The sequence below is a fragment of the Acidobacteriota bacterium genome (genome assembly GCA_030949985.1).
Taxonomy (GTDB): domain Bacteria; phylum Acidobacteriota; class Polarisedimenticolia; order J045; family J045; genus JALTMS01.
This window is the reverse complement of sequence record JAUZRX010000063.1, coordinates 20,313-46,221: the sequence shown is the minus strand read 5'-3', so window position 1 is coordinate 46,221 and position 25,909 is coordinate 20,313. Positions and strand designations below refer to the sequence as shown.

Annotated in this window: 18 protein-coding genes; 14 read left to right on the top strand and 4 right to left on the bottom strand. The window is 70.0% G+C overall.

Annotated features, from left to right (window positions below):
• Positions 1-75 precede the first annotated feature (75 nt).
• Genes Q9Q40_12940 through ggt form a run of 3 tightly spaced genes read left to right on the top strand, consistent with a single transcriptional unit; the run spans position 76 to position 7,017 of the window.
• On the top strand, positions 76-1,581 hold the full coding sequence (locus tag Q9Q40_12940) for a hypothetical protein (GenBank protein MDQ7008127.1): 1,506 nt from the start codon (positions 76-78) through the stop codon (positions 1,579-1,581).
• A complete protein-coding gene (locus Q9Q40_12935; GenBank protein ID MDQ7008126.1) occupies positions 1,578-5,303 on the top strand; it encodes an O-antigen ligase family protein in 3,726 nt (1,241 codons plus the stop codon). Before Q9Q40_12940 ends, Q9Q40_12935 begins: the two co-directional genes overlap by 4 nt.
• A 1-nt stretch (position 5,304) precedes the next feature.
• Positions 5,305-7,017 (top strand): gamma-glutamyltransferase, encoded by a 1,713-nt coding sequence (gene ggt, locus Q9Q40_12930; GenBank protein MDQ7008125.1) that lies wholly within the window; start codon positions 5,305-5,307, stop codon positions 7,015-7,017.
• A gap of 138 nt (positions 7,018-7,155) precedes the next feature.
• On the opposite strand, the gene Q9Q40_12925 is transcribed toward ggt, so the two are convergent.
• Together Q9Q40_12925 and Q9Q40_12920 are read right to left on the bottom strand one after the other, a co-directional pair.
• Positions 7,156-7,725: an HDOD domain-containing protein gene (locus Q9Q40_12925; protein MDQ7008124.1), complete on the bottom strand. Its 570-nt coding sequence runs from the start codon at positions 7,723-7,725 to the stop codon at positions 7,156-7,158.
• On the bottom strand, positions 7,712-8,026 hold the full coding sequence (locus tag Q9Q40_12920; protein MDQ7008123.1) for an HDOD domain-containing protein: 315 nt from the start codon (positions 8,024-8,026) through the stop codon (positions 7,712-7,714). The genes Q9Q40_12925 and Q9Q40_12920 overlap by 14 nt, the downstream gene beginning before the upstream one ends.
• Before the next feature lie 169 nt (positions 8,027-8,195).
• Between Q9Q40_12920 and Q9Q40_12915 the strand changes: the two genes are divergently transcribed.
• The 9 genes from Q9Q40_12915 (at position 8,196) to Q9Q40_12875 (ending at position 20,581) form a co-directional block, all read left to right on the top strand.
• Complete coding sequence (locus Q9Q40_12915) at positions 8,196-9,197, top strand: glycosyltransferase family 2 protein (protein ID MDQ7008122.1); 1,002 nt, start codon at positions 8,196-8,198, stop codon at positions 9,195-9,197.
• Positions 9,197-10,210 (top strand): MraY family glycosyltransferase, encoded by a 1,014-nt coding sequence (locus Q9Q40_12910; protein MDQ7008121.1) that lies wholly within the window; start codon positions 9,197-9,199, stop codon positions 10,208-10,210. Before Q9Q40_12915 ends, Q9Q40_12910 begins: the two co-directional genes overlap by 1 nt.
• A gap of 113 nt (positions 10,211-10,323) precedes the next feature.
• Complete coding sequence (locus tag Q9Q40_12905; GenBank protein ID MDQ7008120.1) at positions 10,324-11,649, top strand: FAD-dependent oxidoreductase; 1,326 nt, start codon at positions 10,324-10,326, stop codon at positions 11,647-11,649.
• Positions 11,637-12,821 carry a glycosyltransferase family 4 protein gene (locus tag Q9Q40_12900; GenBank protein MDQ7008119.1) on the top strand — a complete coding sequence of 395 codons (1,185 nt, stop codon included), beginning with the start codon at positions 11,637-11,639 and terminating at the stop codon, positions 12,819-12,821. Before Q9Q40_12905 ends, Q9Q40_12900 begins: the two co-directional genes overlap by 13 nt.
• Before the next feature lie 241 nt (positions 12,822-13,062).
• Positions 13,063-17,118 (top strand): two-component regulator propeller domain-containing protein, encoded by a 4,056-nt coding sequence (locus Q9Q40_12895; GenBank protein ID MDQ7008118.1) that lies wholly within the window; start codon positions 13,063-13,065, stop codon positions 17,116-17,118.
• 64 nt (positions 17,119-17,182) lie between these two features.
• The gene (locus Q9Q40_12890; protein MDQ7008117.1) at positions 17,183-18,136 is read left to right on the top strand and encodes an ABC transporter ATP-binding protein; all 954 of its coding nucleotides are present in this window, start codon (positions 17,183-17,185) and stop codon (positions 18,134-18,136) included.
• Entirely contained in the window at positions 18,133-18,900 is a 768-nt protein-coding gene (locus Q9Q40_12885) for an ABC transporter permease subunit (protein ID MDQ7008116.1), read from the top strand. Before Q9Q40_12890 ends, Q9Q40_12885 begins: the two co-directional genes overlap by 4 nt.
• Positions 18,900-19,748, top strand: a complete 849-nt coding sequence (locus Q9Q40_12880; protein ID MDQ7008115.1) for a hypothetical protein — start codon at positions 18,900-18,902, stop codon at positions 19,746-19,748. Before Q9Q40_12885 ends, Q9Q40_12880 begins: the two co-directional genes overlap by 1 nt.
• Positions 19,745-20,581 (top strand): prepilin peptidase, encoded by an 837-nt coding sequence (locus Q9Q40_12875; GenBank protein ID MDQ7008114.1) that lies wholly within the window; start codon positions 19,745-19,747, stop codon positions 20,579-20,581. Before Q9Q40_12880 ends, Q9Q40_12875 begins: the two co-directional genes overlap by 4 nt.
• A 31-nt stretch (positions 20,582-20,612) precedes the next feature.
• On the opposite strand, the gene Q9Q40_12870 is transcribed toward Q9Q40_12875, so the two are convergent.
• A complete protein-coding gene (locus tag Q9Q40_12870; GenBank protein MDQ7008113.1) occupies positions 20,613-21,629 on the bottom strand; it encodes an isocitrate/isopropylmalate dehydrogenase family protein in 1,017 nt (338 codons plus the stop codon).
• A 220-nt stretch (positions 21,630-21,849) separates the two neighbouring features.
• On the opposite strand from Q9Q40_12870, the gene Q9Q40_12865 reads away from it, so the two are divergent.
• Both Q9Q40_12865 and Q9Q40_12860 read left to right on the top strand, forming a co-directional pair.
• Positions 21,850-23,925 carry a hypothetical protein gene (locus Q9Q40_12865; protein ID MDQ7008112.1) on the top strand — a complete coding sequence of 692 codons (2,076 nt, stop codon included), beginning with the start codon at positions 21,850-21,852 and terminating at the stop codon, positions 23,923-23,925.
• Complete coding sequence (locus Q9Q40_12860; GenBank protein ID MDQ7008111.1) at positions 23,922-24,353, top strand: DUF1841 family protein; 432 nt, start codon at positions 23,922-23,924, stop codon at positions 24,351-24,353. The genes Q9Q40_12865 and Q9Q40_12860 overlap by 4 nt, the downstream gene beginning before the upstream one ends.
• An 81-nt stretch (positions 24,354-24,434) precedes the next feature.
• On the opposite strand, the gene Q9Q40_12855 is transcribed toward Q9Q40_12860, so the two are convergent.
• Positions 24,435-25,865 carry a hypothetical protein gene (locus tag Q9Q40_12855; GenBank protein ID MDQ7008110.1) on the bottom strand — a complete coding sequence of 477 codons (1,431 nt, stop codon included), beginning with the start codon at positions 25,863-25,865 and terminating at the stop codon, positions 24,435-24,437.
• Positions 25,866-25,909 lie beyond the last annotated feature (44 nt).

The window sequence follows — 25,909 nt, the reverse complement described above, 5'->3', positions numbered from 1 at the left end:
AAAGGCGCGCTGCGAGTATGATGTCTCCGGGATGAGCGTGCGGAGATCCAGTCCACGGCGGGAGCCTTCACCTTTGTGATCGACAGCGGGCAGCACACGCACCGATGGGCGGCGATGCTCCCCGCCCTGGCGGCAGTGGTCGCCGCCTTGCCCTGTCTCGACTTTCAGCCGGACGACCTGTTCATCTATCTGCGCGTGGTCGACAACGTGCTCTCCGGCCGCGGTTGGGGATTCAACCCTCATCAGAACGTCGACGTCGCCTCTTCCGGAGCCTGGCTGCTGACCCTGGTGTCGCTGGGCAAGGTGGGTTTCGGGGGAGTGCGGGTCGCCCAGTTCCTCTCCGCTTTTTTCTGGGTGGTGGGCATCATCTGCGCATCCCGGCTCGCCGGATGCCTGGCCGGCGATGTACGGGCGGCGTGGGCCACCAGCCTCGCGCTGGCGGCCGATGCCTGGACCGCGCGCTGGCTGTGGAGCGGCATGGAGACCGGTCTGGCGGTGGCCGTGGTGTGCGGGGCGGCGCTGATCCGGGTGCGGGCCGGGCGGGGCAGCCTCGTCGATCGCCTGGGCAGCCTCCTGCTGGCCGTCGCTCCGTTGGTGCGACCCGAGCTGGCCCTGTTCACTTTCGCGGTGGTGCTCATGGAGGCCTGGCGGGCTTTCCGCGGCAGGGAGTCCCGACTGGCCGGGGACCTGCTCGCGGGAGGACTGGTGGCCGTGGCCTGGAGCGTCTTCGCGTTGCGGACCTGGGGCACCGTGCTGCCCTCGACCATGGCGGCCAAGGGCAGCCTGGGCGCGATGAACATCGGGGCTTCCGAAGCCGCCGCTCGAGTCCTGGTGGTTGTCGCGTCGACCCAGCTGCCGGCCCTGCTGTTCCTGCCGGTCGCCGCGTGGCTCTGGGCGGGGGAGGGCGAGGCGCGCTCGGAGCGCGCCCCGGGGCGCGGCGACCTGGTGCGCGTCGTGCTCCTGTTCGCCGTGCTGCTGTTGCTGGTCTATGCCCTACGCCACGTCCGGGTCTACACGCGCTACCTGCTGCCCCTGACCGCGCTGGTGGTGGCCGTGGGCATGGCCGGGATGGTGGCGGCGGCGCGGAGGCTGGATGGCGTGCGGGGAAACTGGCTGTGGGGCGGCGTGGTGGCTGCGACGCTGGCGGGCAACCTGGTGCTGGCCACCACCGTCGTGGTGCCCCGGACCCGGGCCTACGGCCGCTCGATGCAGACCGTGGTCTTCCCCCTGGCCCGGCGTCTGGCCGCCGAAACGCCCCTCGACGCGGTGATCGCCACACCGAACATCGGGGCCCTGGGACTGCTCTCGGGACGCAGGATCCTCGATCTCAATGGGTTGGCGACTCCCGAAATCGTACCCTTCAAAAGGGAGGGTGCGATCGATCGTTACCTCGCCCTCCATCCCCCGGAGGTGCTGGTGGAGATCGCGCCCGAGCCGCTGCGGCGGGAGATCCCCGGCCTGGCGCTCGAGCGGATCGGCCTGTTCCGCTTTGACGGGATGTTCGTCCGGGGGCCCGATCCGATGTACTTCACTGTCTACCGGGTCCATCGGACGGGGCCCGACGCGCAGGGCGCTCCATGACGGCCGAAGGTCATGGCCCTGTCGACACCTCGTCCAGGGGCGTCGATCGCCGAACCTGGCCGGCGGCTCTCGTGGCCGTGGCCGGCGGGATCGCCTTGGGACTGCCGCCGGAGGTTCACCCCCTGTCCGGCGTTCTGCTGGCGCTGATTCTCGCTCCCGCGCTGTGGGTGGCTGTCCCCGCCCCGGGGATCGTCACCGCCCTGTGCGTGGTGGGGCTGGGTGGTTTTCACTTCGCGGTCTCCCTCGCTCCGGGTCGCAGCCTCGGCGTGGTCGCCGGTTGGGTGCTGGCCCTCGCCGCTTTCTGGGCCGCCCGGGGTGCCGGCGCGGCGGCCCGGGCGAAGGTACCGCTCGTGCTGGCGCTGATCGGCGCGGGTCTCGGGCTGCTGGCCCTGGCCCAGCGTCTGGGACTGATGGCCCTCGATGCGGCCGCGGCCCGGCGACTCGGCCTGCCCGCCGAGATGATCCTGCGCCTCGAACACGGGCGGGTGTTCGGCACCCACGTGGTGCCCGCCGCCCTGGCCGGGGCGCTGGTGCTGGCGGGACTGGCCGCCGTCGCTGTCCTGGCGGACCGCGGGTCCTCCCGGCCGCTGGTCATCGCCTGCCTGCCGCTGATCCTCCTCGGGCTGGTGCTGACCGCCTCGCTGGGTGCCTGGCTGGGACTGGTCGTGGGCCTGGCCGCCGTCCTGGTCGTCACTCGCCGGCGCGTCGCCCCGCGCTGGCGGGTGCTGGGCGGTGCGGCGGCGGTCGTGCTGGCCCTGGCGCTGGTCGCCCTGCGACCGGTCGACGTGGCGGATCTCTCCCGGCCGGACAATCCCCTGCGATTGCGCCTGGGCAACTGGCGAGGTGCCGTGCTGATGGCGACGGCGCAGCCGGTGACGGGAACCGGCCTGGGTTCCTTCGGGGCGCTCTATCCACGCTACCGCCGGGCCGGCGATTCGGAGACCCTGTACGCCCACAACTCCTGGCTGCAGATCGCCGCGGAGGGCGGCTGGCCCGCCCTGGCACTGCTCTGCGCCGCAGCGGTGTTTTTCTTCCGCCGCTGGCGCGGGGTCTCGGGGGCCGGCGACGGCCTGTGGCTGCTCGCCGCGCTGCTCGCCTTCGTGGTTCACAACCTGGTGGACTTCACCGCTTACCTGCCGGGTGTGGCGGTGCCGGCGGCGATACTGGCGGGCATGGTCTTCGCCCGCCCTGGCGCGAGCGACCGTCCCCCGACCGGGGCCGCCCCTTTCGTGGCGCGCGCGATCGCCCTGGTGCTGCTCCTGGCTGCGGGGGGATGGTGGTCGATGGAAACCGCCAGTCGCGGACTGATGGATCGGGCGATGCTGGAGGCCGCGGAGCGCCCCGTGTCCGCCGCGGAGGTCGCGGCGCGGGCCGCGCGAATCGCTCCCTGGAGCACCTCCCGGACCGTAACGGCGGGTAACCTGCTGTTGGCCGCCGGTGACCGGCGTTCCCTGGCTGTCCTGGGAGGGCTGCTGCAGGTGCCGCTGCGCCTCGACAGTGCCTCGCCGGCCCCCTGGCACCTGCTGGCCCGCTGGCGCCTGGCGCGGGGAGAGGTCTCCGCCGCCTGGGAGGCCTATCGACTGGCGGCGATCCGGCATCCGGCGGCCTCGGCGATCCGGCGGCAGATCGAAGCCATCGAACGGGCTTTCGACGAGAAGGGGCTGATCGGGGCGGAGAGCGTGCCGGCGCCCGGTGAAGGTTCCGTCCCGGCGTCGGCTCCGGCCTGGCAGCCGTGGGACGACACCCTTGTCCTGGTCGGTGGCCTGATCCTGCTGGTCGTGGCCGTGAGTCTGCGCCGGTCGGGCCTGGTAGGGGCCCTCGCCGTGGCCCTGAGCCTGGTCTGCCTGATCTCGGCTTTCGGCGAGGGAGGCGCGCTGCCCGGGGTGCGCCTGGTGCGGGCCGTGGTGGTGGCCTTCGCGGTCCTGGCCTGGTTGCTGGCCCGTTCCCCGGAGGGGCGGGGCCGGTGGCCGGCATGGGGGGGGGGCGCTGCGCTGGTTCTGGGCGCGTGGGCAGCCCTGGCCGCGGCCTGCGCACCGGCTCCGCTGGCCGCGCGGGACGGCTGGCTCTCCCTGCTCACGGCGGGGGCGATTCTGGGCCTTTCGTTTTTCCTGGCCCGGGAGAATCCCCACTGGATACGGATCTGCCTGACCGTCGTCGCCGCCGCGGCGGGTCTCGAAGCGGGCCTCTGGCTGGTGCAGAAGGGCCTGCTGGCGGCGGGAGTGGCGGTGGCGTCCCGGGCGCCGCCTCTCGGGACACCCAACCCCCTGCGGCCGGCCGGTGACTTTCTCCACCCCGGGCACCTGGGCACGTTCCTGGTCGTTGGGGCCGCCGCCCTGCTCGGTGCCGGCATACGAGTCTCCCGTGGCCGGGCGCTCCTGGCCCTGCTGCTGGTCTTCGCGGGTCTCTCCGGCGGCTCGCGGGCCAGTCTGCTGGCCCTGGTCGCCGCCGGCGGAGTCTTCGCCTCCTGCGCCTCGAGCCGCCGCCTGAGGCGCGCGGTGACCGCCGTCGTGGTGGTGGCCCTGGTTTTCGGCGCTGCGGTGGTCGTCTGGCGACTGGGCTATGGCGACCCCTACGCGTGGACGCGAACGCGCATCTGGCGCGCGGCCCTCGAAGCCCTGTTCGATCGCCCCTGGCTGGGTTTCGGCCCGGGGGGCTTCGGCCCCCTGGCTCCGCGGTGGAGCTTCGAAGATCCTGGGTCGGTGGCCCGGTGGTCGCGCACCTTCAGCGGTCCTCACAGTGATCCGCTGGCGCTGCTGCTGGCGCTGGGGCTTCCCGCCGGCCTGATCGCGCTGGCTCTGGGGGGCCTGGGCTGGTGCCGCGCCTGGGCCGCTGCCCGCCGCGCCGGGAGCCTCGCTCCGGTCGCGGCCCTCGCCGCCGTTTCCGCGCTGCTGGCTCATGGCCTGGTGGACGACCTCTTCTCGGAACGCCCGGCGACCTGGGTCGTGGCGAGTCTGCTGGCCGGGGTTTGCCTGGCGGGTGTCGCCCGGGACCGCTCCGGGTGGGTTTTCGAAGGGTGCGCCCGGCGGCGGGCCGTGGCACTGGCGGTGATCCTCGCCGTGGTGGCCGGCGAGGTGCTGCCGTGGGCCGCCGATCGGGCGTTCCGGGCGGGGCGGCCGGAGTGGGCCTTGCGGCTCGAGCCGCGCTCGGGACGCTACGCGCTGGCCATGCTGGAAAGACCGGTGGGAAGGCTCGCCCACGTCGACAGCAGCCGGGAAAGAGCTCTTCTGGCTCGCCGGATGCGGCCGTACGACCCCCTGGCCTGGGTACGCTGGGCGGAGCTGGAGGAACGGCTCTGCCGTGATCTGCTACCGGAGCAGGGCGCCTGCGCGCGGGCTCTCGCGGGCTGGTCCGCGGCCCTGGCTCGCCGTCCGGAGGACGTCTTCGCCCGCCGACACCGGGCCCGGTTGCGCGCTCACCTGGGGCGACTCCACGCGGCGGAGGACGATCTGCGGATCGCTCTCCACACCGAGCCCAACTTTCTCGCCGCCCGCCTCGATCTGGCCCGTGTGCTGATCGAACAGGGACGTGCCGGTCCGGCCTGCGAGCAGTGGAGCGCGTTGGAGTCCCTGGCCCGCCGGCTGTCGGGCGTCCGCCCCGATTCCCGGAGGGGCAGCGCCTTGCTGCGCTTGTCCGCCCGGGAGGTCGCCGGGGTGCGACAGCGGTGTGAAGCGCTTTCGCCGGTCACCGGAGATACCGGGGATCGCCCCGCGGAAGGAGGCTGACATGAAGCGCAGAACCGTCCTTGCCTTGCTGATCGTTTGCCTGGCCGTGGTGCCGGTACTGCCGGTCATGCGCGCCGCCGACCGTCCCGAAGGGCGCTTGCTGGCCACTCGCTCGGTGACCTATGCGAGACACGGGATGGTCTCGGCGGCCCATCCCCTGGCGGCGCAGGTGGGGGTGGAGATTCTGCGCCGGGGGGGTAACGCCGTCGATGCCGCGATCGCTGTCAACGCGGCCCTGGCTTTTCTCGAACCGGTGGCGTGTGGGCCTGGCGGCGACCTGTTCGCCATGGTCTGGGATGCGCAGAAGGGCGAGCTGGTGGGGCTCAACGCTTCAGGGCGGGCTCCCGGGGCGCTGAGCGCCGCGAAGATTCCGGCGGAAGAGGATGGCACGATTCCGCTCTACAGCCCCTACGCCTGGACCGTTCCGGGGGCCGTGGACGGCTGGTTCGAACTGCATGACCGCTACGGCGTGCTTCCCATGGCCGAGGTTCTCGCTCCGGCGATTCGGCTGGCCCGCGAGGGAGCGCCGGTGCCCCAGGTGATCGCCGGAGCCTGGGCCCGTTCAGCGCGGGTTTTCGGTTCGAAGCCGGGCTTCGCCGAAGTGTTCTTGCCCGGCGGCCGGGCGCCGCGGGAAGGGGAGGTGTTCGCCAACCCCGCCCTGGCCCGCACTTTCGAGATCCTGGCCGACGGGGGGCGGGACGCCTTCTACAAGGGCCCCATCGCCCGTGCGATCGTGGCGTTCTCCCAGGTCCAGGGCGGGTTCTTCTCTCTCGAGGACTTCGCCGGTCACCACTCGGAGTGGGTGGAGCCGATCTCCACCTCCTACCGGGGTGTGGAGTTGTGGGAGTTGCCGCCCAACGGGCAAGGCCTGGCGGCGTTGGAGATGCTCAACATCCTCGAGCTGTTCGACATCGCCTCTCTCGGCCGTGACTCGGCGGATTTCTGGCACCTGATGGTCGAGGCCAAGAAGTTGGCTTTTGCCGACCGGGCCCGCTTCTATGCCGATCCGGCCATGGTCGAGGTGCCGGTCGAGGGTTTGCTCACGAAGGACTACGCTCGGCGCCGGCGTGCCCGGATTCGCATGGACAGGGCGGCGAAGAGCGTCGATCCGGGTCATCCCGGACTGGAGCGGGGAGATACGACCTACCTTGCCGTCGGCGACTCGGAGGGGAACCTCGTTTCCCTGATCCAGAGCAACTACACCGGCTTCGGATCGGGCTATGTAGTGCCGGAGCTGGGTTTCGGCATCCAGAACCGGGGCGCCCTGTTCAACCTGGAAAAGGGGCACCCGAACTTCCTCGTGCCGGGCAAGCGACCGTTTCACACCATCATTCCGGCGTTTCTCACGCGCCAGGGTGTTCCCTGGTGCGCGTTCGGCGTGATGGGAGGGGCGACCCAGCCCCAGGCCCACGCTCAGATCGTCGTCAACCTGGTCGACTTCGGCATGAACCTGCAGGAAGCGGGTGACGCGCCACGCTTCGTCCACACGGGATCTTCCCAGCCCACGGGCACGCTGATGAGTACAGGCGGGTTGCTGCACCTCGAGACGGGCGTCGACCCCGAGATCGTTCGCGAACTGGTGCGCCGTGGACATCGTATTCAGCCCGCCGTGGGCCTCTACGGTGGCTATCAGGCGGTCTGCATCGATCCCCGGACCGGGGTGCTCAGCGGAGCCACCGAGTCGCGAAAGGACGGCCTCTCCCTGGGTTACTAGCAGTCCGCGGACGCAGTTTTCGCGGTGCGGGGAGCGGGAGGAAGGGACGGCGATGGCGGCTGAGGGTCTCGTGCGAAAACCGGTATCACCGCCGTGTCGGGTGTTGCCGCAGGACCGGGCAAGGCGCCTTTCGCCCCGTCAAGCCCCGGTGGCGGCGCCTTCGCGGGATTCGGCGAGGGTCTCGCGCAAAGCCTGTGCCGCCTGGGCGGTCCGGCTGCAAATCCGGCAGAAGCCGGTGTAGTCGGGGCCCAGCCGTTGCGACGAGGCAGTGTCGACCTCGAACCCCATGCCTTCGGCGCCGAGTCCCACGCCGACGGTCTTGGCCACCAGGTTGGCCACCACGACGGCGTCGAGCAAGGGGGCTTCCACCGGCAGTGGCGAGTCGTGATGATGGGCGATACCCTGCTGGACCGCTTCGGGGAAGCCCCATTTTCCGGCGATCTGCGCCCCTACCTCGGTAGGGTCGCAGCCGAAGAGTTGTCGTTCGGCTTCGACGAACGAACAGCCTTCACTGCGGCAAAGGTCGACGATGGTTTCCAGGTCGGCGTCCAGGTAGCGCACGACCAGCAGCTTGCCGATATCGTGGAGGAGTCCGGCCACGGGAGCCATGGGGGGAATGCCGGCATCGGGCCGGGCCGCGATGATCTCTCGGACAGCCTGGGCCGTCACGGCGGCGTGGAGCCAGATTTCCTCTTCACTCAGGGCCATAGAGCGGCGCGGGCAGGGTCAGCGTGGTGATGTAGGACCCCAGCGTCAGGTGCAGCAGTTCCGCGGTGCCCAGGCGGGTGACGGCGTCGCGCAGTCGAGTGATCTCGAAGCGCCCGGCGTAGAGCGAGGAATTGACGAGTCGCAGCACGTTGGCGGTCAGCGCCGCATCCTCCTCGATGATGTCGGCCACGTCCGCCAGGTGGAGATTTTCGTCGTCGAGAGCCTCGATCAGGCGCTGCACGCTGACAGGCAGGGGATCGAGACGCTCGATGCCATCGAGAATGCTATCGGGAATCGCCATCAGCAGCACCTCTCGTGCGGGTGGGGTCCTGGGGAGATCTCTTTCGCGGCGGATCCCGTGTGCCCGGCGTGGCTTCCACGAGTCGAAGTTCAGTCCTCGGACAGCCGCCGTCAACTCGGAGAGGGTTGACCTGTGGCCGAGGGTTGCATAGCGTGCCCTGGTCGAAGCCATGACGAAGCCCACTGTCAGCGTTCTGCTCTTGACCTGGAACTCCCGCCGACTGGTGGGAGAGGCGCTGGCGTCCGTCTGGGCCCAGACACGAGAGCCGGACGAGGTGATCGTCGTGGACAACGCCTCTTCCGACGGCACCCCCGAACAGGTCGAGGCCATCGCCGGGGGCCGGGCGCGACTGGTGGTGATGACCCGCAATCACGGCTACTCCGGTGGCTTCAACCGGGGGTTGCGGCTGGCCGGGGGCGACTTTCTCCTCCTGCTCAACCCCGACGTGCGACTCGATCCCGACTTCATCGAACAGGCCCTCCGGGGATTCGAGGATCCCCGCGTGGGCATTGTCGCCGGCCTGCTGCTGCGCCCGGATCGGCGCACCGTCGACAGTTCGGGGCTTTTTCTCGCCCGTTCCCGGAAGACCGTCGACCGGGGATTCTCCGTCCCCTTCGACCCGGCCCGGGATCAGGCGGGTCCGGTCCTCTCCGCCTGCGGGGCGGCGCCGTTCTACAGGCGGGAGATGATCGAGGACATCGCCGACGGGCAGGAGTTCTTCGACGAGAGCTACTTCGCCTTTCGGGAGGATCTCGAGGTGGGTTGGCGGGCCTGGCGGGCGGGCTGGAAGGCCGTTTGCCGTCCCGAGGCGGTGGCCGTCCATCTGCGTTCCGGTGGGGCGGGCCGCGGGAAGTTGGGGCTGGCCTTCACGCGCTCTCCGGAACTGACCGCGCACATCATCAAGAATCGTTACCTCTCCCTGTTACGTCACGATCGCCCGGGGAGCCTGCTGGCGGACCTGCCGTGGTGGCTGCCCCGGGAAGTGGCGCAACTCGGGGCCTGCCTGCTGCTGCGGCCCCAGGTGCTCGCCGAGTTGTGGAGGTACCGCTCGCTGCTCGCCCGCGCCTGGCGTCGGCGCCGGGACGATCGCGATCGTCGCGGGAGATGGGGCGCATGGACCCGCCGGGTGCCTCCCCGGGGGCTGTGGAAGCCGGGCCGGGAGGTCCTGTGATGGGGGCGGCCTGGCCGCTGGTGGCGGCGCCGGCTTCCTTCGTCGTGGCGGCGGTGGTCGCCCGGCTGATGACCCCACGGCTGATCGAAGCCGCCACCCGGCTGGGTATCGTCGACCGGCCCGACGGTCGGCTCAAGACCCAGCGCCGGCCGGTGCCCTATCTCGGCGGTGTGGCGGTGGCGCTGGGGGTGCTCGTGGCCCTCGGAGTGACCTATCGTTTCGATCAGCAGGCCCTGGCCCTGCTGCTGGGCGGGTCGATCGTCCTGGTCCTGGGCCTGATCGACGACCTGGGTTCGATCTCCCCCGGGGCCAAGCTGGCCGGCCAGCTCCTGGCGGTGGCTGTCCTGATTCGCGCCGGAGTCAGCCTGCAGCTCGTCTTCCTGCCCTGGTGGGCCAGTGTCCCGCTGACGGTTCTCTGGATGCTGGCCGCCACCAATGCCTTCAACCTGATCGACATCATGGACGGCCTGTCCAGCGGTGTGGGGGCCGTGGCCGCGCTCTTCCTGGCGGCGATCGCCCTCTACGGCGGACAGGTGGCCCCGGCCTGCGTCGCCGCTTCCCTGGCGGGGGCCCTGCTCGGCTTCCGGCGTTTCAACGTGGAGCCGGCCCGGATCTACCTGGGCGACACGGGCAGCCTCTTCGCGGGATTCCTGCTCGGCGCCCTGGCCTTCGTCAATCAATACACCGGTGTGCATCGCCTCGGGGCCCTCGCTCCGCTGTTGATCCTGGGTGTGCCCCTCTTCGACATGCTCTTCGTGATGTACATCCGCTGGCGCCGGGGCATGAGCGTGATGCTCGGCTCTCCGGATCACGTAGCCCTGCGTTTGCGCCGCTGGCGCCTGTCCACCCGGGCGACGGTGCGGGCCAATGTGGGCGTTTCGATCTTCCTCGGGATCAGTGGTGTGGCCGTGATGCTCCTGCCCGTGGCCTGGGCCGCGGCCCTGCTGGGGCTTCTGCTGGTTGCCGCGCTGGCCGTCACCGCCTGGCTGAAGACGATCGACATGGGCCTCTGAAGCGGATCCCGGTCGAGTGCGGCGGTGCGAACGCCGCTTTCGTTTTTCCCCGAGAGCCCCCATATTCTCCCGGGAAGCCCCGCCGGCCTTCGACTCGGCGCGGCGAGGAAGAGGTGCCTGAGGCGATGATCGTCATTCTCGGAGCCGGTCCAGCGGGTCTGTCCACGGCCTACCATCTGCGCCTTCTCGACCCGGGGACGGAAGTCGTCGTCCTCGAGCGGGAGCCCCATTCCGGAGGCCTGTGTGCCTCCCGGCGCAGCGACGGATTCACCTTCGACTGGACCGGGCACTATCTCCATCTGCGCGATCCGGACATGAAGGAGCTGGTCTTCTCCCTGCTGGGCGACGAGCTGATGGAGGTCGAAAGAAAGGCCGGCATCCACTTCCGCGGGCGGCGGGTGGCCTTCCCTTTCCAGGCCCATCTTCACGCCTTGCCGGCGGAGATGGCGGCGCGCTGCCTGCTCGACTTCATCGCGGCCGAACGCCGGGGCGAAGCTCCCACCGACGGGCGCCTGCCTTTCGATCGCTGGGCTCGGGAGGTCTTCGGCGATGCCCTGGCCGAAGCCTTCATGTTGCCCTACAACGCCAAGCTCTTCGGCGTGGACCCGGCCGAGATCACCGCCGAGTGGGTGGCCTGGGCCGTGCCGCGGCCGAGTCTCGAGCAGGTGGTGCGCGGCGCATTGGGCCTGGGCAACCCGGGGATGGGCTACAACCCCCGTTTTCTCTACCCCCGCTCCGGCGGGATCGATCGCCTCTGGCGGGCCCTGGCGGCCCGGGTCGAAGAGACGATCCGCTATCGCCGCGAGTGCGTCGGCGTCGATGTCGAGGCCCGGGAAGTGATCCTCGCCGATGGTGAACGCCTGGCCTACGACAAGCTGGTGTCCACGCTGCCGCTGCCCGCCCTGCTCGGGTGCCTGTCCGGCTCCGGCGCTCCTTCCGGCAGGGGGCTGCGCGCCAGTGCCGTGGTCGACCTGCAACTGGGCGTGCGCCGCCCGGCCATCGCCGAGGGCGCCCACTGGCTGTACTTCCCCGAGCCCGAATATCCCTTCTACAGGGTGGGCTTTCCTTCCAACGTCTGTCCCGCGATGGCGCCCGAGGGGCATGTCTCGCTGTCCGTAGAGTTTTCCTGCAAGCCGGGGACGGTGGTGGACGGTCCCGGCGAGTGGCTCGCTCCGGCGCGGGAGGGGCTCGAACGAGCCGGTCTGCTGGAGGCCTCCGACGAGGTCGTCCATGCCCATGCCGCCCTGATCGATCCGGCCTACGTCCTCTATGACGACTCGCGGACCGAGCGGGTCCGCCGGGCCCGGCGCTGGCTGGCCGAGCAGGGGATCGTTTCGATCGGACGTTTCGGGGGTTGGTGCTACAGCTACATGGAACGGGCGCTGCTCGACGGGCGAGAGACGGCCCGCAAACTCGTCGGCAAGCCATGCGCCGGCTGAAGGTGGCCCACCTGATCACCCAGCTCGAACTGGGTGGGGCCCAGCAGAACACTCTCTATACCGTCGCACACCTGGACCGCGATCGCTTCGAGCCGATCCTGGTGGCGGGCTCCGGCGGTCTGCTCGAAGCGCAGGCTCGTGCCGTCGAAGGGCTGCACTTCGAGACCTGCCCGCATCTGGCCCGCCCCGTGGCACCGGGGCGCGACCTGCTGGCCCTGGCCGACTTGCGCCGTCGCCTGCAGCGGCTGGCACCGCAGATCGTCCACACCCATTCGTCCAAGGCGGGGATTCTCGGGCGCCTGGCGGCGGTTCTGGCCGGGGTTCCCATCATCGTGCACACCGTGCACGGGTGGGGTTTTACGCCCCTCCAGTCGATCCTGGGCCAGAGGATTTTCGTTTCCCTCGAGAGATTCGCCGCACAACTGAGCACCCAGCTCGTGGCGGTGTCCCGGGCCAACGCTCTCGAAGGGCAGCGTCGCAAGATCGCCGCCGCCGAGGCCTTCGAGGTGATCTACTCCGGAATCGAGATCGATCGCTTCGAGACGGTCGCCGAGGATGAGACGATCCGGCGCCGGGCGCGCCAGGCTCTGGGCCTGCCCGCCGAGGCTCCACTGGCCGGCATGATCGCCTGTCTCAAACCCCAGAAGGCGCCGCTGGACTACGTGCTGGTCGCCGAGCGGGTCAGGCGGGAGGTACCCGGGGCCCACTTCCTGCTGGCCGGCGATGGCGAGTTGCGGGCCGCGGTGGAGGCCGAGGTCGGCTCGCGGGGCCTTGAGGGGCGTTTCCACCTGCTGGGCTGGCGCCGGGATCCCGAGCAGGTTCTCGCGGCCATCGACGTGCTGGTGCTCACCTCCCGGCACGAAGGGCTGCCGAGGGTGATCCCGGAGGCGATGGCGGCGGGACGGCCCGTGGTGGTGACGGCGGTGGACGGCAGCCCCGAGGCCGTCGAAGAGGGCGAGACGGGCTTTCTGGCGGAGGCCGGTGACGTGGAGCGGTTGGCCCGGGGGGTGACCGCCCTGCTGGCGGATCCCCGGCGGGCGCGGGCCATGGGCCGTCGGGCCCGCCGGCGGGTCGAGGCGTGGGATATCGATACCATGGTTCGCCGCCAGGAAAGCCTCTATCTCACCCTGGCCCGCCAGGCGGGGATTCCGGCGGGTGAACCGGAGCGCTGACTGTCCAGCGCCGACTGTCCGACGAGTGTGACTGCGAGTCGGTTTCTGCCGGGGCCGATGGGGACGGCTTGCCCCGGCCCCCCCGGGAATCCAGTTTAGACGATGTGAGCAGGCAGCCTCCGGAGACTCCGGCGCGAGGGCCGTTGTATTCCCACCGCCGGCCTCCCCGGCGAGGCTGCCACCATCGCCCGGGTCCGATGGACGCGGCGGGTCCGGGCGGAAGGAGCATGCGGAGCCGAGCTTGAAACGCCTCCGGCCACTGGGCCCCTTGGGGGCTCTCGTCGTTTTCCTGTCTCTGCCCGGCCTCGCATCCGTGGCGGAGGAGGCCGTTTTTCGCCATTTCACGGTGGAAGATGGCCTGAGCCAGTCCCAGGTCGAGGCCATGGTCCAGGACCGGGACGGCTACATCTGGCTGGGCACGCAGTACGGTCTGTCGCGCTTCGACGGCCTGCACTTCAGAACGTTCACGACCCGGGATGGCCTGCTCGACAACCGTATCACTGCGGCGTTCGTCGATCGCGGGGGCCGAGTCTGGTTGGCTCACGCCGCCGGCGGACTCAGCCGTTGGGACGGGAACGGTTTTTCCGTCTTCCCCCCGCCCGAGAAGGGAAGCCCCGGCGAGGTGCACGCCCTGGCCGAGGACGCCGCCGGCAACCTTTGGCTGGCTACCGAAGGCAACGGGCTCCAGCGCTTCGACGGTGAGGGCTGGCTGCGGCGGGTCGATCCGCTGCACCTCCCGCCGGACAAGGTCTTCGGCGTGGTCTTTGGCCGGGGCTACCTGTGGCTGGCCACCGACCGCGGACTCTACAGGGCGCGAGCCGATGCCCGCGGGGCCGTATCCGTGGAGGGGCCTTTCCGCAAGATCGGGGGTGCCGCCGAAGTCGCCTTTCGCACGGCAGCGATCGACAGAGCCGGCAATCTCTGGTTCGGTGCGGAGAACGGCGACCTTTACGCCTGTCCGGCCACGGACAGGGACTGTGCTTCCCTGGACTCGCCTCTCGAGCCCGATCAACCTCTGCCGATGTATGCCATCGAGCAGATCCTGCCGGTTGCCGGTGTCACGGGTGAAGTCCTGTGGCTGGCCAGTTTCGGGGGGGGAGTCCTGCGCGTTGCGCCCGACCCGACGGGGCACCGGATCCGGGTCCTGCAGAGCTATGGCATCGATGATGGCCTCAGTTTCACGCGCTTCCGCGCGCTGATGCTGGATCGCGAAGGGAATGTCTGGCTCGGAACGGACGGGCGGGGTGCCTCCCTCTACCGCCCGAGTCCTTTCACGGTCCTCCTCCAGGGGGAGGATCCGCTCCAGTCCGTGATCTGGGAGGCGACCCAGGACCGGCAGGGGGACCTCTGGTTTGGTACCCAGGGCGGCCTGATCCACGTGCCCTATCCCGATCCCGACCATGTGGGTCCTCCCGATCTCGTACTGGCGGCGAGTGCCGGCCTGCCGGCACTGAGCGTACGGGGCGTTCACGTGGACGATGCCGGCCAGGTCTGGTTCACCATCGATCGAGGGGGCCTGGCCCGCTACGATCCGGCCAGCGGCGAGGTGGACTACCTGGGCGTCGATGACGGGTTGCCGACCCATCGTCTGCTCGGGTTGACGGCGGGGCCTGACGGGAGCTTGTGGTTCGGCATGCTGGGGCACGGCGTGGCCCGCTACCGGATGCCGAAAGCGCCCGGGGCGGATCTCGCGCAGGGGAAGCTGGATCTCTTCCGCCTGCGGGAGGGCAAGACCGACACTTCCGTCTACGACGTCTTCGTCGACCGGGAGAATCGGATCTGGTTGACGACTTCGGATATGGGGCTCGCCCGCTACCTGCCTGCAACCGGCGGCCGCATGGGACGCTTCGTCTTCTACGGCCGGGAGCGCGGGCTCGGGCACCTGTCCCTCAACTCCATCGACGAGGATTCGCGGGGGCGGTTGTGGATCGGAACGGACGACGGGGGCGTCTACTACTTCAGCGGCGGCCGCTTCGTCAACGTCTCCGAGGGGAGTCGTGTCAGCCGGGAGAATGTCTACCTCGTGGCCTGTACGGACGACGACCGCGTGCTGGTGGGCACCAACAACGGTCTGTACAAGTGGGACGGCGTGCCCGGGGCCTTCACTCATTTCGGAAAGGACGAGGGGTTCGCGGGCCTGGAGACCAACGTCCACGCCGTCTACAAGGATGATCGGGGCTATATCTGGCTGGGTACGATCGACGGCGCCGTGCGCTACAACCGCCGTGCCGACCGGCGCAACATGGTTCCGCCCAAGGTGCATATCACGGGAGTCCAGATCTTCCTCGAGCCGATCGACTTCACCGATGGCCTCGAGCTGCGGTACAACCAGAACCACCTGACTTTCGACTTCATCGGCATCTCCACCACGGCGCCGACCAAGGTGCGCTATCGATACAAGCTCGAGGGCTTCGACAAGGATTGGATGGCTCCGACCTCCCGCACCAGCGCCACCTACTCCAACCTGCCCTACGGTGAATACACCTTCCTGGTCCAGGCGACCAACGCGGATGGGGTGACTTCCCCCGTGCCCGCCCGGATCGGCTTCCGTATCAGGACGCCTTACTGGCGAACCTGGTGGTTTTACACGATGGCCGCGTTCCTGGTGGGCGCGATGGTGTACGGCGCCTTCCGCTACCAGATCCGCAGTATCGAGCGCCAGAACCGGGATCTGGAAGAGAAGGTGCGGGAGCGGACCCGCGATCTCGAAGCCCACCAGCGGGAACTCAACCGGGCCAACCAGGCGCTGCAGGAGGCCCTGGCCGCCGCCCGGCAGGCGGCGGAGGCGAAGTCCGCCTTCCTGGCTACCATGAGCCACGAGATCCGCACGCCGATGAATGGTGTACTGGGTATGACAGAGCTGCTGCTGAGGACCGAACTCAGCAGCGAGCAGGCCGAGTATGCCGAGATCATCCACAGCTCCGGCAAGGCACTGCTGGCGATCATCAACGATGTGCTCGACCTGTCGAAGATCGAGGCCGGCCGGATCGGCCTCGAAGAGATCGAGTTCGACCTGTCCGAGATGGTCGCCTCCGTGGCGGCGTTGATGGCGGCTCGTGCCGCGAAAAAGGGCCTGGAGCTGGGTTACCTGGTGACCAGCGATGTGCCCGAATCGGTCGTTGGAGATCCCCACCGCGTGCGCCAGGTGCTGACCAACCTGGTGGGCAACGCGATCAAGTTCACCGAGCGGGGACAGGTGACGATTCGTGTCTCGGCCGGCGACGCCGGGCAGCCCGGGCGGATCCGGGTTCGATTCGAAGTCGAGGATTCGGGAATCGGTATCGAGAGCGCGGCCCGGGAAAAGATCTTCGAACCCTTTTCCCAGGAGGACAGTTCCTTCGCCCGTCGCTATGGAGGGACGGGCCTGGGACTGACCATCTGTCGCCATCTCGTCGAGCAGATGGGAGGCGCCATCGGTGTCGCCAGCCGTCAGGGTGAGGGAAGCTGCTTCTGGTTCCACGTGGAACTCGGCGGCAACCTGGCCGTCGGCCGTGAGCCGCCGCTCAAAAGCCGGCGGATCCTCCTGGTCGGGAAGAACGCCAGCCTGCGCGCGCTGCTGCGGGAACAGCTCGAACTCTTCGGAGCGCAGGTGATCGAGGCCGCCGGCGCCGAGGAGATCAGCGCTTTCCAGGGGAGTTGCGACTGGTTGCTGGTCGACGTGGGCGAGACGCAGAACGATCTGCTGCATTTCTCGGCTGCCGTGCACGCCCATCCATCCCTGCGGGAGGTTCGGGTTCTCTTCCTGCTTCCCCTGGGTGCGGATCCAGCGCGCATGGTCTGCGAGCGGGCGGGAACCTGCGAACGGATCTCCAAGCCGGTCCACCCGGCACGCCTGCTGCGCAAGCTGCTGACCGGCATCAAGCCGCACGAAGAGAGGAGAGTGCCGGCACCGAAGACCCCGGTGGCCCGTCCGGCGGACTGGCAGGCCGCCAAGGTGCTGGTGGTCGATGACAACAAGATCAACCTCCGCGTCGCCGAGAAGCTGCTCACCCGCCTCGGTTGCCGGGTGGTGTGCGCCTCGGGGGGAGAGGAATCGCTGGAGATCATCAGGCGGGAAGACTTCGCGCTGGTCTTCATGGACTGCCAGATGCCCGGCATGGACGGTTTCGCAGCCACCGAGAAGATCCGGCAACTTCCCGGGGAGAGGGGGCGGATTCCGGTGATCGCCCTGACCGCCAACGCCATGGAGGGTGACCGGGAGAAGTGCCTGGCGGCGGGTATGGACGACTATCTGGCCAAACCGATCAACCAGGGCCAGGTCGAAGCCGTGCTCTCTCGCTGGCTGGTTCCAGCCTGAAGTCGAGCCCGTCGGCCGGCGACGGCTTGACATGAACAAGTCCGGGCATTAACAGTCACCTCCTATGGCCACTTGCAGCCCGACACAAGCCGGGGCGCCCCTCGTCTACGAGGGCGTCTCCAAGTCTTATCGCACGCACTTCTGGCAGCGCCCTCTGCTCTCCCTCGACGGGCTCGACCTGGCGGTACGGCCAGGGGAGATCCTCGGTCTGCTCGGTCCCAACGGGGCGGGGAAGACGACGACCATCAAGCTGGCGCTGGGGCTGATCTTCCCGGATCGGGGCGAGGTGCGGCTGATGGGTCGCAGGGCCAGCGAGCCCGCCGCGCGGAAGGAAGTCGGCTTCCTTCCCGAGAGTCCCTACTTTCCCGACGACCTGACCGGGCGGGAGCTGGTGGAATTCGCCGGTCGCCTGCACGGTATCGAGAGGACGGATCGGCGTCGTCGCGCAGGCGAGTGGCTCGAGCGGGTAGGCCTGGCGGCGGCGATGGACCGACCTCTGCGCAAGTATTCCAAGGGCATGGTGCAGCGTGCCGGGATGGCCCGGGCGCTGATCGGCAACCCCCGCTTCGTGATTCTCGATGAGCCGATGAGCGGGTTGGACCCCATCGGCCGCAGGGAGTTCCGGGATCTGATCCTCGGCCTGCGGGAAGAGGGCGTGACGGTGCTCTTCGCATCCCACGTGCTCGCCGACGCCGAGATGCTCTGTGATCGTGTGGCGATTCTCAAGGGCGGGAAACTGCTCGCCGTGCGGGATCTCGGCCGCCTCGAGCGCGAGCGTCGCGTGTTGCGCTGGGAAGTGGAGGTGCTCGGCGGCGGCGCACTCGCCGGGGGTGAGCTGATCGCCCAACGGGGCGACGAGCGCCTCTGGCGCCTGCCGGCGGAGGCCCGGGCCCCCGAGATCGTCGCCGCCGTCCAGGCCGGTGGTGGAACGCTGCTGTCATTGACTCCCCAGCGGGAGACTCTCGAAGATCTCTTCTTGCGCACCCTGCAGGGCGCGGAAGCGGGGGATGCATCGTGAGCAGGATTCTGGCCATCGCCCACTCGACCCTGGCCGAAGCCATCCGGCACCGCGTGCTCTACCTGCTGCTGGTCTTTGCCGCGGCCCTGATGCTTTTCTCCCGAGTGCTGTCGATGATGACCGTGGGGGACGACGCGAAGATCATCAAAGATCTGGGTCTGTCGGCGATCAGCGTGCTGGGCCTGCTGGTCGCCCTCTTCGTGGGCGTGGGTATCCTCTTCCGGGAGATGGAACGACGTACCGTACAGGTCACGCTCTCGGCGCCCGTGGCCCGCTGGGAGTACATCTTCGGCAAGTATCTCGGCCTGGCGGCGACGATCTCCATCAACACCGCGGCCCTCGGATGGCTGCTGGTGGGCATGACCTTGTGGCGTGGGGCCTACACTCACTCGCTGCTGGCGGCGATCTTCATGCTCTGGGTCGAGTTGATGTTCATCACCGCGGCGGCGGTGTTCTTCTCGTCCTTTTCGACGCCGATCTTCTCGGCCCTGTTCACCTCGGCGATCTACGTCGTCGGCCATCTGTGCTGGGCGCTGACCCTGCTCGAGCAGAAACTGCCGGCGGGCACCTGGGCCCGCAAGCTGGTGCACGGGCTCTACCTGGTGCTGCCGGACCTGGAATTCGGCGACATCCGGGCATTTGTCGTCCATGGTGTGCCGGTGGGTTTCGATCGCATCGCGTGGGCCACGATCTACGAACTGGCCTGGGCCGGCATGCTCCTGCTGGTCGCCGCGCTGGCCTTCCGCCGACGGGACCTGGTCTGATGCGGCGTTGGTTGCCGTGGCTGGTGCTGGCGGCGATGCTGGCGGCGGGCATGGCGCAGGGACGCGCGTGGCTCGAAGGCCACCGGCAGGCCTCCCCCCAGGCCTCGCTGCTCTACCTGCCCCAGGGGCCCTATCTGCGCGCGCTGTCCCTGGGGCACGAGGAGACCCTGGCCGACCTGCTCTACATCTGGTCGATCCAGTACTACTCGAACTACGACGACGACTCCCGCTTCGAGTATCTGCGGGAGATCTTTGCGGGAGCCATCACCGAACTCGATCCTCGCTACGTCGAGGTCTACCTGGTGGGAGCGATGATCATGTCCCTCGAGGCCCGCAACACGGATATGGCTCTCGAGCTGCTCGACCTGGGACTCGAGCGGATGCCGGACAATTGGGAGCTCGCCTACTGGGCCGGCTGGGAGGCCTACAACGACCGGCGTTACCTCCGGGCCCGGGACTACTGGAGAAGAGCGTCCGGCGCTCCGGGGGCTCCCCCGCAGCTGACCCGCCTCGCTGCGAGAATGCTCGAGAAGGCGGGCAGCCTGGAAGACGCGCTGGCCGAGTATCAGCGCATCCTGGAGGATCCCCCCGACGAGAAGACGGCCCAGGTGGTCGCCATGTGGCTCGAACAGACCCGGACTCGGATCGCGGTGCGGGATACGCGTCGGGCGCTGACTGCCTTCCGGCAACGCCATGGGCGTTGCCCGCGGAGACTCGAGGAGTTGTTGCACAGCGGTCTGCTGTCCGCGCTGCCGCGCGCAGCGTCGGGCCGGCCCTTGAGCTTCGATCCCGATGCCTGCACCGTGGACTCTCCGAAAGGCGGCGTCGTGGAGGGGGGGGGGCGGTGAGCCCGGCCCGACTGCTGCAAGTGGAAGTCCTGGTGGCGCTGGCGGTGGTCGGCGCGGTGGTGGGTTCGTTCCTCAACGTTTGCATCTATCGGCTGCCCCTGGGCCGGAGCGTGGTGACGCCGCCGTCGGCCTGCCCCCGCTGCCGGCGGCGCCTGCGCCCCTGGCACAACGTGCCCATCCTCTCCTGGCTGCTGCTCGGGGGGCGCTGCGCCTACTGCAAAGAGCCGATCTCTCCCCGCTATCCGCTGGTCGAGGCCCTCAACGCGGGGTTGTGGCTGGCCGCCGGCCTGCACTTCGGCTGCGGGGCCCGCAGCTTCGTCCTGCTGCCGCTGCTCTCGGCGCTGGTGGTGCTTTTCTTCACGGACTACGACCACCAGCTTCTTCCCGACAAGGTGACCCTGCCGACGGCCGCCATCGGCATCGCTCTCGCGCCGTGGAACACTCTGCTCGACCTGGCTCCCGGTTTTCTCGGGCAGGGGTCCATGGTCTCGCGGCTCGCTTCCGGGGCGGCAGGAGCGGTCCTGGGTTACGGCCTGTTCTTCACCCTGGCCATGGTTTGGCAGATGCTCTTCGCCCGTGACGCCATGGGAGGAGGCGACCTGAAGATGATGCTCGGGGTGGGGGCCTTCCTGGGAATCGGCGGTGTGGTGGTGACGGTCTTCCTGGCATCCATCGTGGGCACGCTGCTCAGCCTGCCCTATCTCCTGTCGGGGCGCTGGGGCATGACCCGCCAGCTTCCCTTCGGCTGTTTCCTGGCCCCCGCCGCCGCGATCACCGCATTCTGGGGCAACCCGCTGATCCGCTGGTATTTGGGCCTGCTGATGCTTTCCTAGCGGCCTGCGCCGAAAGCCTCTTCCGCGCGGATCAGTCGTCCCCTTCGCGTTCCATGGCGGCGATGACGGCCTCCGTGTACTCCTCGGTGCTCGCGTTGCCTCCCAGGTCGCGGGTGACGATGGCACCCTCGCGGATCACCCGGCAGACGGCTTTCTCCACCCGGCGGGCCGCCGGGTGTTCACCGAGGTGATCGAGCATCAGCGCGCCCGAGAGGATCAGGGCCGTGGGGTTGGCGATGCCCCGGCCGGCGATATCGGGCGCCGAGCCGTGGACGGCTTCGAAGACGGCGTACTTGTCGCCGATGTTGGCGCTCGGGGCGAGGCCCAGCCCGCCGATCAGGCCGGAGGTCAGGTCGGAGATGATGTCGCCGAAGAGATTCTCCATGACCAGCACATCGAACAGGGAGGGGTCGAGCACCAGGCGCATCGCCGTGGCGTCGACGATGCTCTCTTCGTACTCGATGCCGGGGAACTCCCGGGCGATGCGGCGGGCGACCTCGAGGAAGAGCCCATCGCTGAGTTTGAGGATGTTCGCCTTGTGCACCGCCGTGACCTTGCGCCGTCCATGGCGGCGGGCGGTCTCGAAGGCGTAGCGCACGATGCGTTCACTGGCGGCCTCGGTGATGATCCGCTGACTTTCGACGACTCCCGGCACGACGATGTGCTCGAGGCCGCTGTACAGGCCTTCCGAGTTCTCCCGGACCACCATCAGGTTGACTCCCGCGTAGCGGGTGGGGACCCCCTCGAGGCTGCGCGCCGGCCGGAAGTTGGCGAAGAGATCGAGGGTCTTGCGCAGTTCCACGTTCACCGAGCGGAAGCCCGCGCCGATCGGGGTGCCGATCGGTCCTTTCAGGGCGACCCGGTTGCGCATCACCGAGTCGATGGTCTCCTGGGGCAGGGGCGTGCCGTAGCGGCTGATGTGTTCGCCTCCGGCGTCGGCGGTCTCCCACTCGAAGGCGACGCCGCTGGCGTCGAGAACCCGCCGGGCGGCATGGGTCACTTCCCGGCCGATGCCGTCCCCGGGGATCAGCGTCGCGGTGTAGGTCATGGCGGTCTCCTCCCTGTCTCGATGAGCCGCACATCATAGCCACTGCCCCCGCCCCATGCATCGGCCTTGGCGAGAGGCTTTTCTCCAGGTGGCGGCCGGTTCCCGGGATTCGTCTCTCCGGGGGTGGCCTTTCGCATCACCGCGGCTGCGGTCCCCGTCCTTCCCCTTCTGCGCGGAGGCTCCCGTGTCGGATGCCGCAACTTGGTCTAGCATCCCCACCATGAGTCGGATCCGGCAAGTCGGCCAGTGGTGCTTCCTGGGCGCCGCTGCCTGGGTGCTTTCAGCCCCGGCGGCCCGGGGTGGCGGAGCGGACGCGTCAGCGGCGGCACTCACCATCGACGTGCGTTTCGACAGGGCCTCGGGCCGCATCGAAGGGGCGTTGCACCTGCCGATGCGTCGGATCGGTCAGCCGCCCGACTTCCGGTTGGCCGCGACCCTCGAGCCCCGGGAGGCCACCTGGCGGTCAACGGCCGGCAGGAGCCTGCCGCTGACCTGGCGCGCGCCCGGTCCGGCCGGATCCGGCCCCCCGGTGCGCCGCTGGACCCTGGTGGCGCCCTCCACGGCTCCGGACGGCGCAGGAGAAGTCGTGGTGACCTGGGGGGGGACCCTGCCGCCGGGGGGCGGCGGCGTCGGCATCGGTGCCGGGGGTGCCTGGCTGCCCGGGACGGCGGCGTGGTATCCGCGTTTCGAGGGGCCGCCGCGCCCCTACCGGCTGCGCCTGGAAGGTGTGGGTGCCGCCCGGGTCCTCGCTTCGGGGGCTCCCTTGCCCGGGGAGGAGCCGGGGGGCGGGCTCGTGCTGGAGTCGAAGAAGCCGGTGGACGGCATCGACCTGCTGGTGGCCGAGCGGCGGGTCTACCGGGCGCCCGGCCAGGGGACCGCCGTGGAGGTCTGGACGTCCGACGCCGTCGATCCCGTCGCGGCTCGCCGGCTCGCCGCGCGGTTGCGGGACCTGGCGGCGGAACTGGCGAGCCTGTTGGGCGCGCCGCCCTGGTCCCGGGTAGTCGTGACGACGGGGCCCCCGGATGCAGGCCGGGCGATCGCCGGCGGGCTCCTCGTCCCGGATGCCGAGTTCGACCGGGCCCTGGCCGAGCCGCGACTCGACTGGTGGCGCCGGCAGTGGCTCCGGCAGTGGTTCGGAGCGGGAATCCATCCCCGGGCCGGAGACGAGGGCGTGATCGAGGGGCTGGCGCGCTGGGCGGAGAGTCTCTTCCTCCCGCCTGAGCGCGCTCTGGCCGATCGTCGCCGGCTCCTGCGCCTGGCGGGGGAGTCCTGGCGCCCCCCGGATGCCGCGCTGGCTCCCGCCATGAAAATGCACATGCTCGAGATTCTGGTGGGCCGGCAGCGGGTGCTCGGGGCCCTGCGGGAGTTGCTCTCCCGCCACAGGGGCCGGCGTGTGGGGCGGGAGGCTTTCGCGGCCTTGCTGCGCCAGGCGGCCGGGGCGTCCCGCCGCCCGTGGATCGAGGCCTGGGAGGCGATGGAGCGACCGCCGCGGTTGCGGGTCGGACCGGTTCGCCAACGGCGGCAGGGCAAGCGCCACAGCCTGGATGTGACGGTGGCCGCCGACCCGCCCTGCCATCTGCCGATCCCGGTCACGGTCCGGGGCGACGCGGGGCAGCAGATCAGCGGCCTGGGCAGGCTCGCGGGCGCGTCGGTCACCGTGCCCCTGCGGACGGAGTTTCCCCCGGTCGAGGTGGAGGTGGATCCCCGCTGGGACCTGTTGCGGGCTGTGGAGCCGGACGACCGGCCCCCGGTGCTGGGACGGGCCCTGGGGGGGGTCGAGCTGGTCGTCATCGGCGCGGGCAGGGGGCGGCGGACCGAGGGGCGGGCGCGCCTGCTGGCGGGCACTTTCTTTCCGGCGGCGACGATTCTCGCGGAGGGGGAGGTCCAACCTCGCCACTGGGAGGCGGCCGCCCGCGTCGCCGTGCTCGGACGGGCCACCGAGCGTTTCTGGAACAGGGTCGCCGGGCAGCCGGCGCCGCAGCGCACGCTGCTGACCGCGCCGCGGCGGCTGGGGGTGGACGGACGATCGAGCGCTGCGGCAGGGGCCTTCGTGGCGGCCGCCCTGGCCCACGGGGAGCCGGGGGAAGGGCTGGCGCTGGTGGTCGACGCCCTCGAACCCATGCAACTCGACCGGGCCCTCGAGGCGGTTCGCCGCCGACCCGACGCGGGCTGGGTCTTCTCTCCCGATGGCCGGATCCTGCTGGAGGGGGAGCATCCATGGCCATCCGACGCCCTGCGGGTTTCGCTGACACAGTCGCCGGCCGATCCGCGGGGCGAAGCAGGAGCTACCCGATGACCCCCTTTGAGAATGCCGAAACCATGCGCAGCCTGGCCCGGGCCGGGCGCCGGGCCGTGCGCGAGGTCTGGGCTCGGCGCCACGAGAAGGAACACATGAGTCCCGGTGAGCGGGAAGTGGCCGAGCAACTCGAGCGTCACGAGGAGTTCCGCGAATACTGGGAGGGGCGCGAGCCCGACGAGCATCTCAACCCCTTCCTCCACGTGCAGCTGCACCAGGTTCTCGAGACCCAGGCCCGGCAGGGCGATCCGCCGGAGGTCGCCCGGGCTCTCGAGCGGCTCGTCGCCCAGGGACGCGATCGCCACGAAGCGGAGCACGAGGTGCTGCGGGTGTTGCTGCTGGCGATTCAGAACGTGGCCCAGGCTGCCGGCCCCTTCGACCGGGAAGGTTACGTCCGGAATCTCGAGCGGCTCGGGCGCCGGTCCTGATCCCGGCTGCACGGTTGCTCCCGGCGCCCCGGTGGGAGGCTTGAGCGTGATGGGGCGTGGCGGACAGCTTCCCGGGTTCGGCTACCGCGGAGGGGTCAGGAGTGTCACTTCCCGGGCTCCGGCGAGACGTGCGCTGACCACGGCGCGGAGCACGTCGCCCCAGCACACCCGGTCATCGACCCGCAGGCGGCAGCGCCCCCGCCCGTCGACGGCCGGAGGCCGCACCAGGGGAAGAGCGTCGTGCCACAGGGGGTCGAAGGGCTTCTCCCTGCGGTAGGGATGGATCCTGCCGGGCCGTAAACGCCGGATTTTTTCGGCGCCCGAGGGGGCGGAGGCGGAAGCCAGCGGCCGGCGGAAGGGCAGCGGTAGTCGGGGCGGGGGGGCGTTCGCACTTCCGGCGGCCGCTTGTCGTGCCAGGCGCAGGACCAGCGGTGGTCCCCCGGGCAGGGAGAGGGGGCGGCCCAGGGGCGCGGGCCGGAAGGCCAGGGTCAGCGGCCCCTCACCGATCTCCCCGAACGCCTCGAGGACCCGGGGCCAGCCCAGGCCCCGGTCGCCCTTGAAGATCCGCGCTTCGGGACAGGGAAGAACGTTGCCGGGCCAGCGGATGGCGGTGCCGTCTCCCGTCAGCCGGTATTCGAAACCGCCTCGTTCTCCGCCGGAAGGCAGCGCGTCGCCGCGGAGGACCACGGCCAGGCCGGAGTCGGAGATCACGGGCAGCGGCGGCAAGGCCGTGGTCGTTGGCGGCAGCCAGGCCGCGGGCAGGCGCCGCAGCCCGGGCGTGTCGGCCGTCGTTCTGATGAAGATGGCGTAGAGCCTCGCCGCGGCTTCGATGGGCTCGGCGGAGGCGGCCGTCGGGCAGGTCGCCTCGGCCCGATCGAGGGAGGCGTTCATCGCCCGGGTCAGTCCCCCGTCGGCCAGGGGTTGGACCAGCGTGCGGGCGACCGCCGTCAGTCCTGCCGCGGCGGCCAGGAGCAGGAGCATGTTGCGCAGCCGGCAGCCCGGACGCGCAAGGCCGGCCAGCAGTGAGAGGTGGACCCCGAAACAGGCTGCCAGCGAAGTCAGCAGCAGGGATTCGCCGTAGACCCAGGAGGCGGCCGGGGATGTGTCGCCCCCGGCCAGCCGGGCCGGTTCGAACCACGTGGCCCCGGCGCCCGACAGGGAGAGGGCCTCGGCGTAGAGGCGGGCGCCGACGATCAGGGCACCGACGGGGACCAGCGGAGCATGGGCCAGCAGGCGGCGTCGCCGCAGACGGTGGCGGGCGGCGACGAAGACCGAACGCGGGCCTTCGCCGAGGGGGGAGACGGCCCACAGGCTCAGCCAGAAAGCCAGGTCGAGCGCGAACAGGGAAAGGACCAGCAGGCGGGGGATCTGCAGCGGAAAACCCCCGTAGAAAACGCTGGCCGGGTAGATCCCGGTGGCGACGATCTGCTGCCAGTTCCACCGCTGCAGCAGCGCGTAGCCCGTGACGAGGGGGAGGAAGGTCAGGGCCAGGGTCAAGGCTCCGACCCCCACGGCCCGTCGCCTCGCCCCGGGGCCCGCGACACGCCCCGGTGACG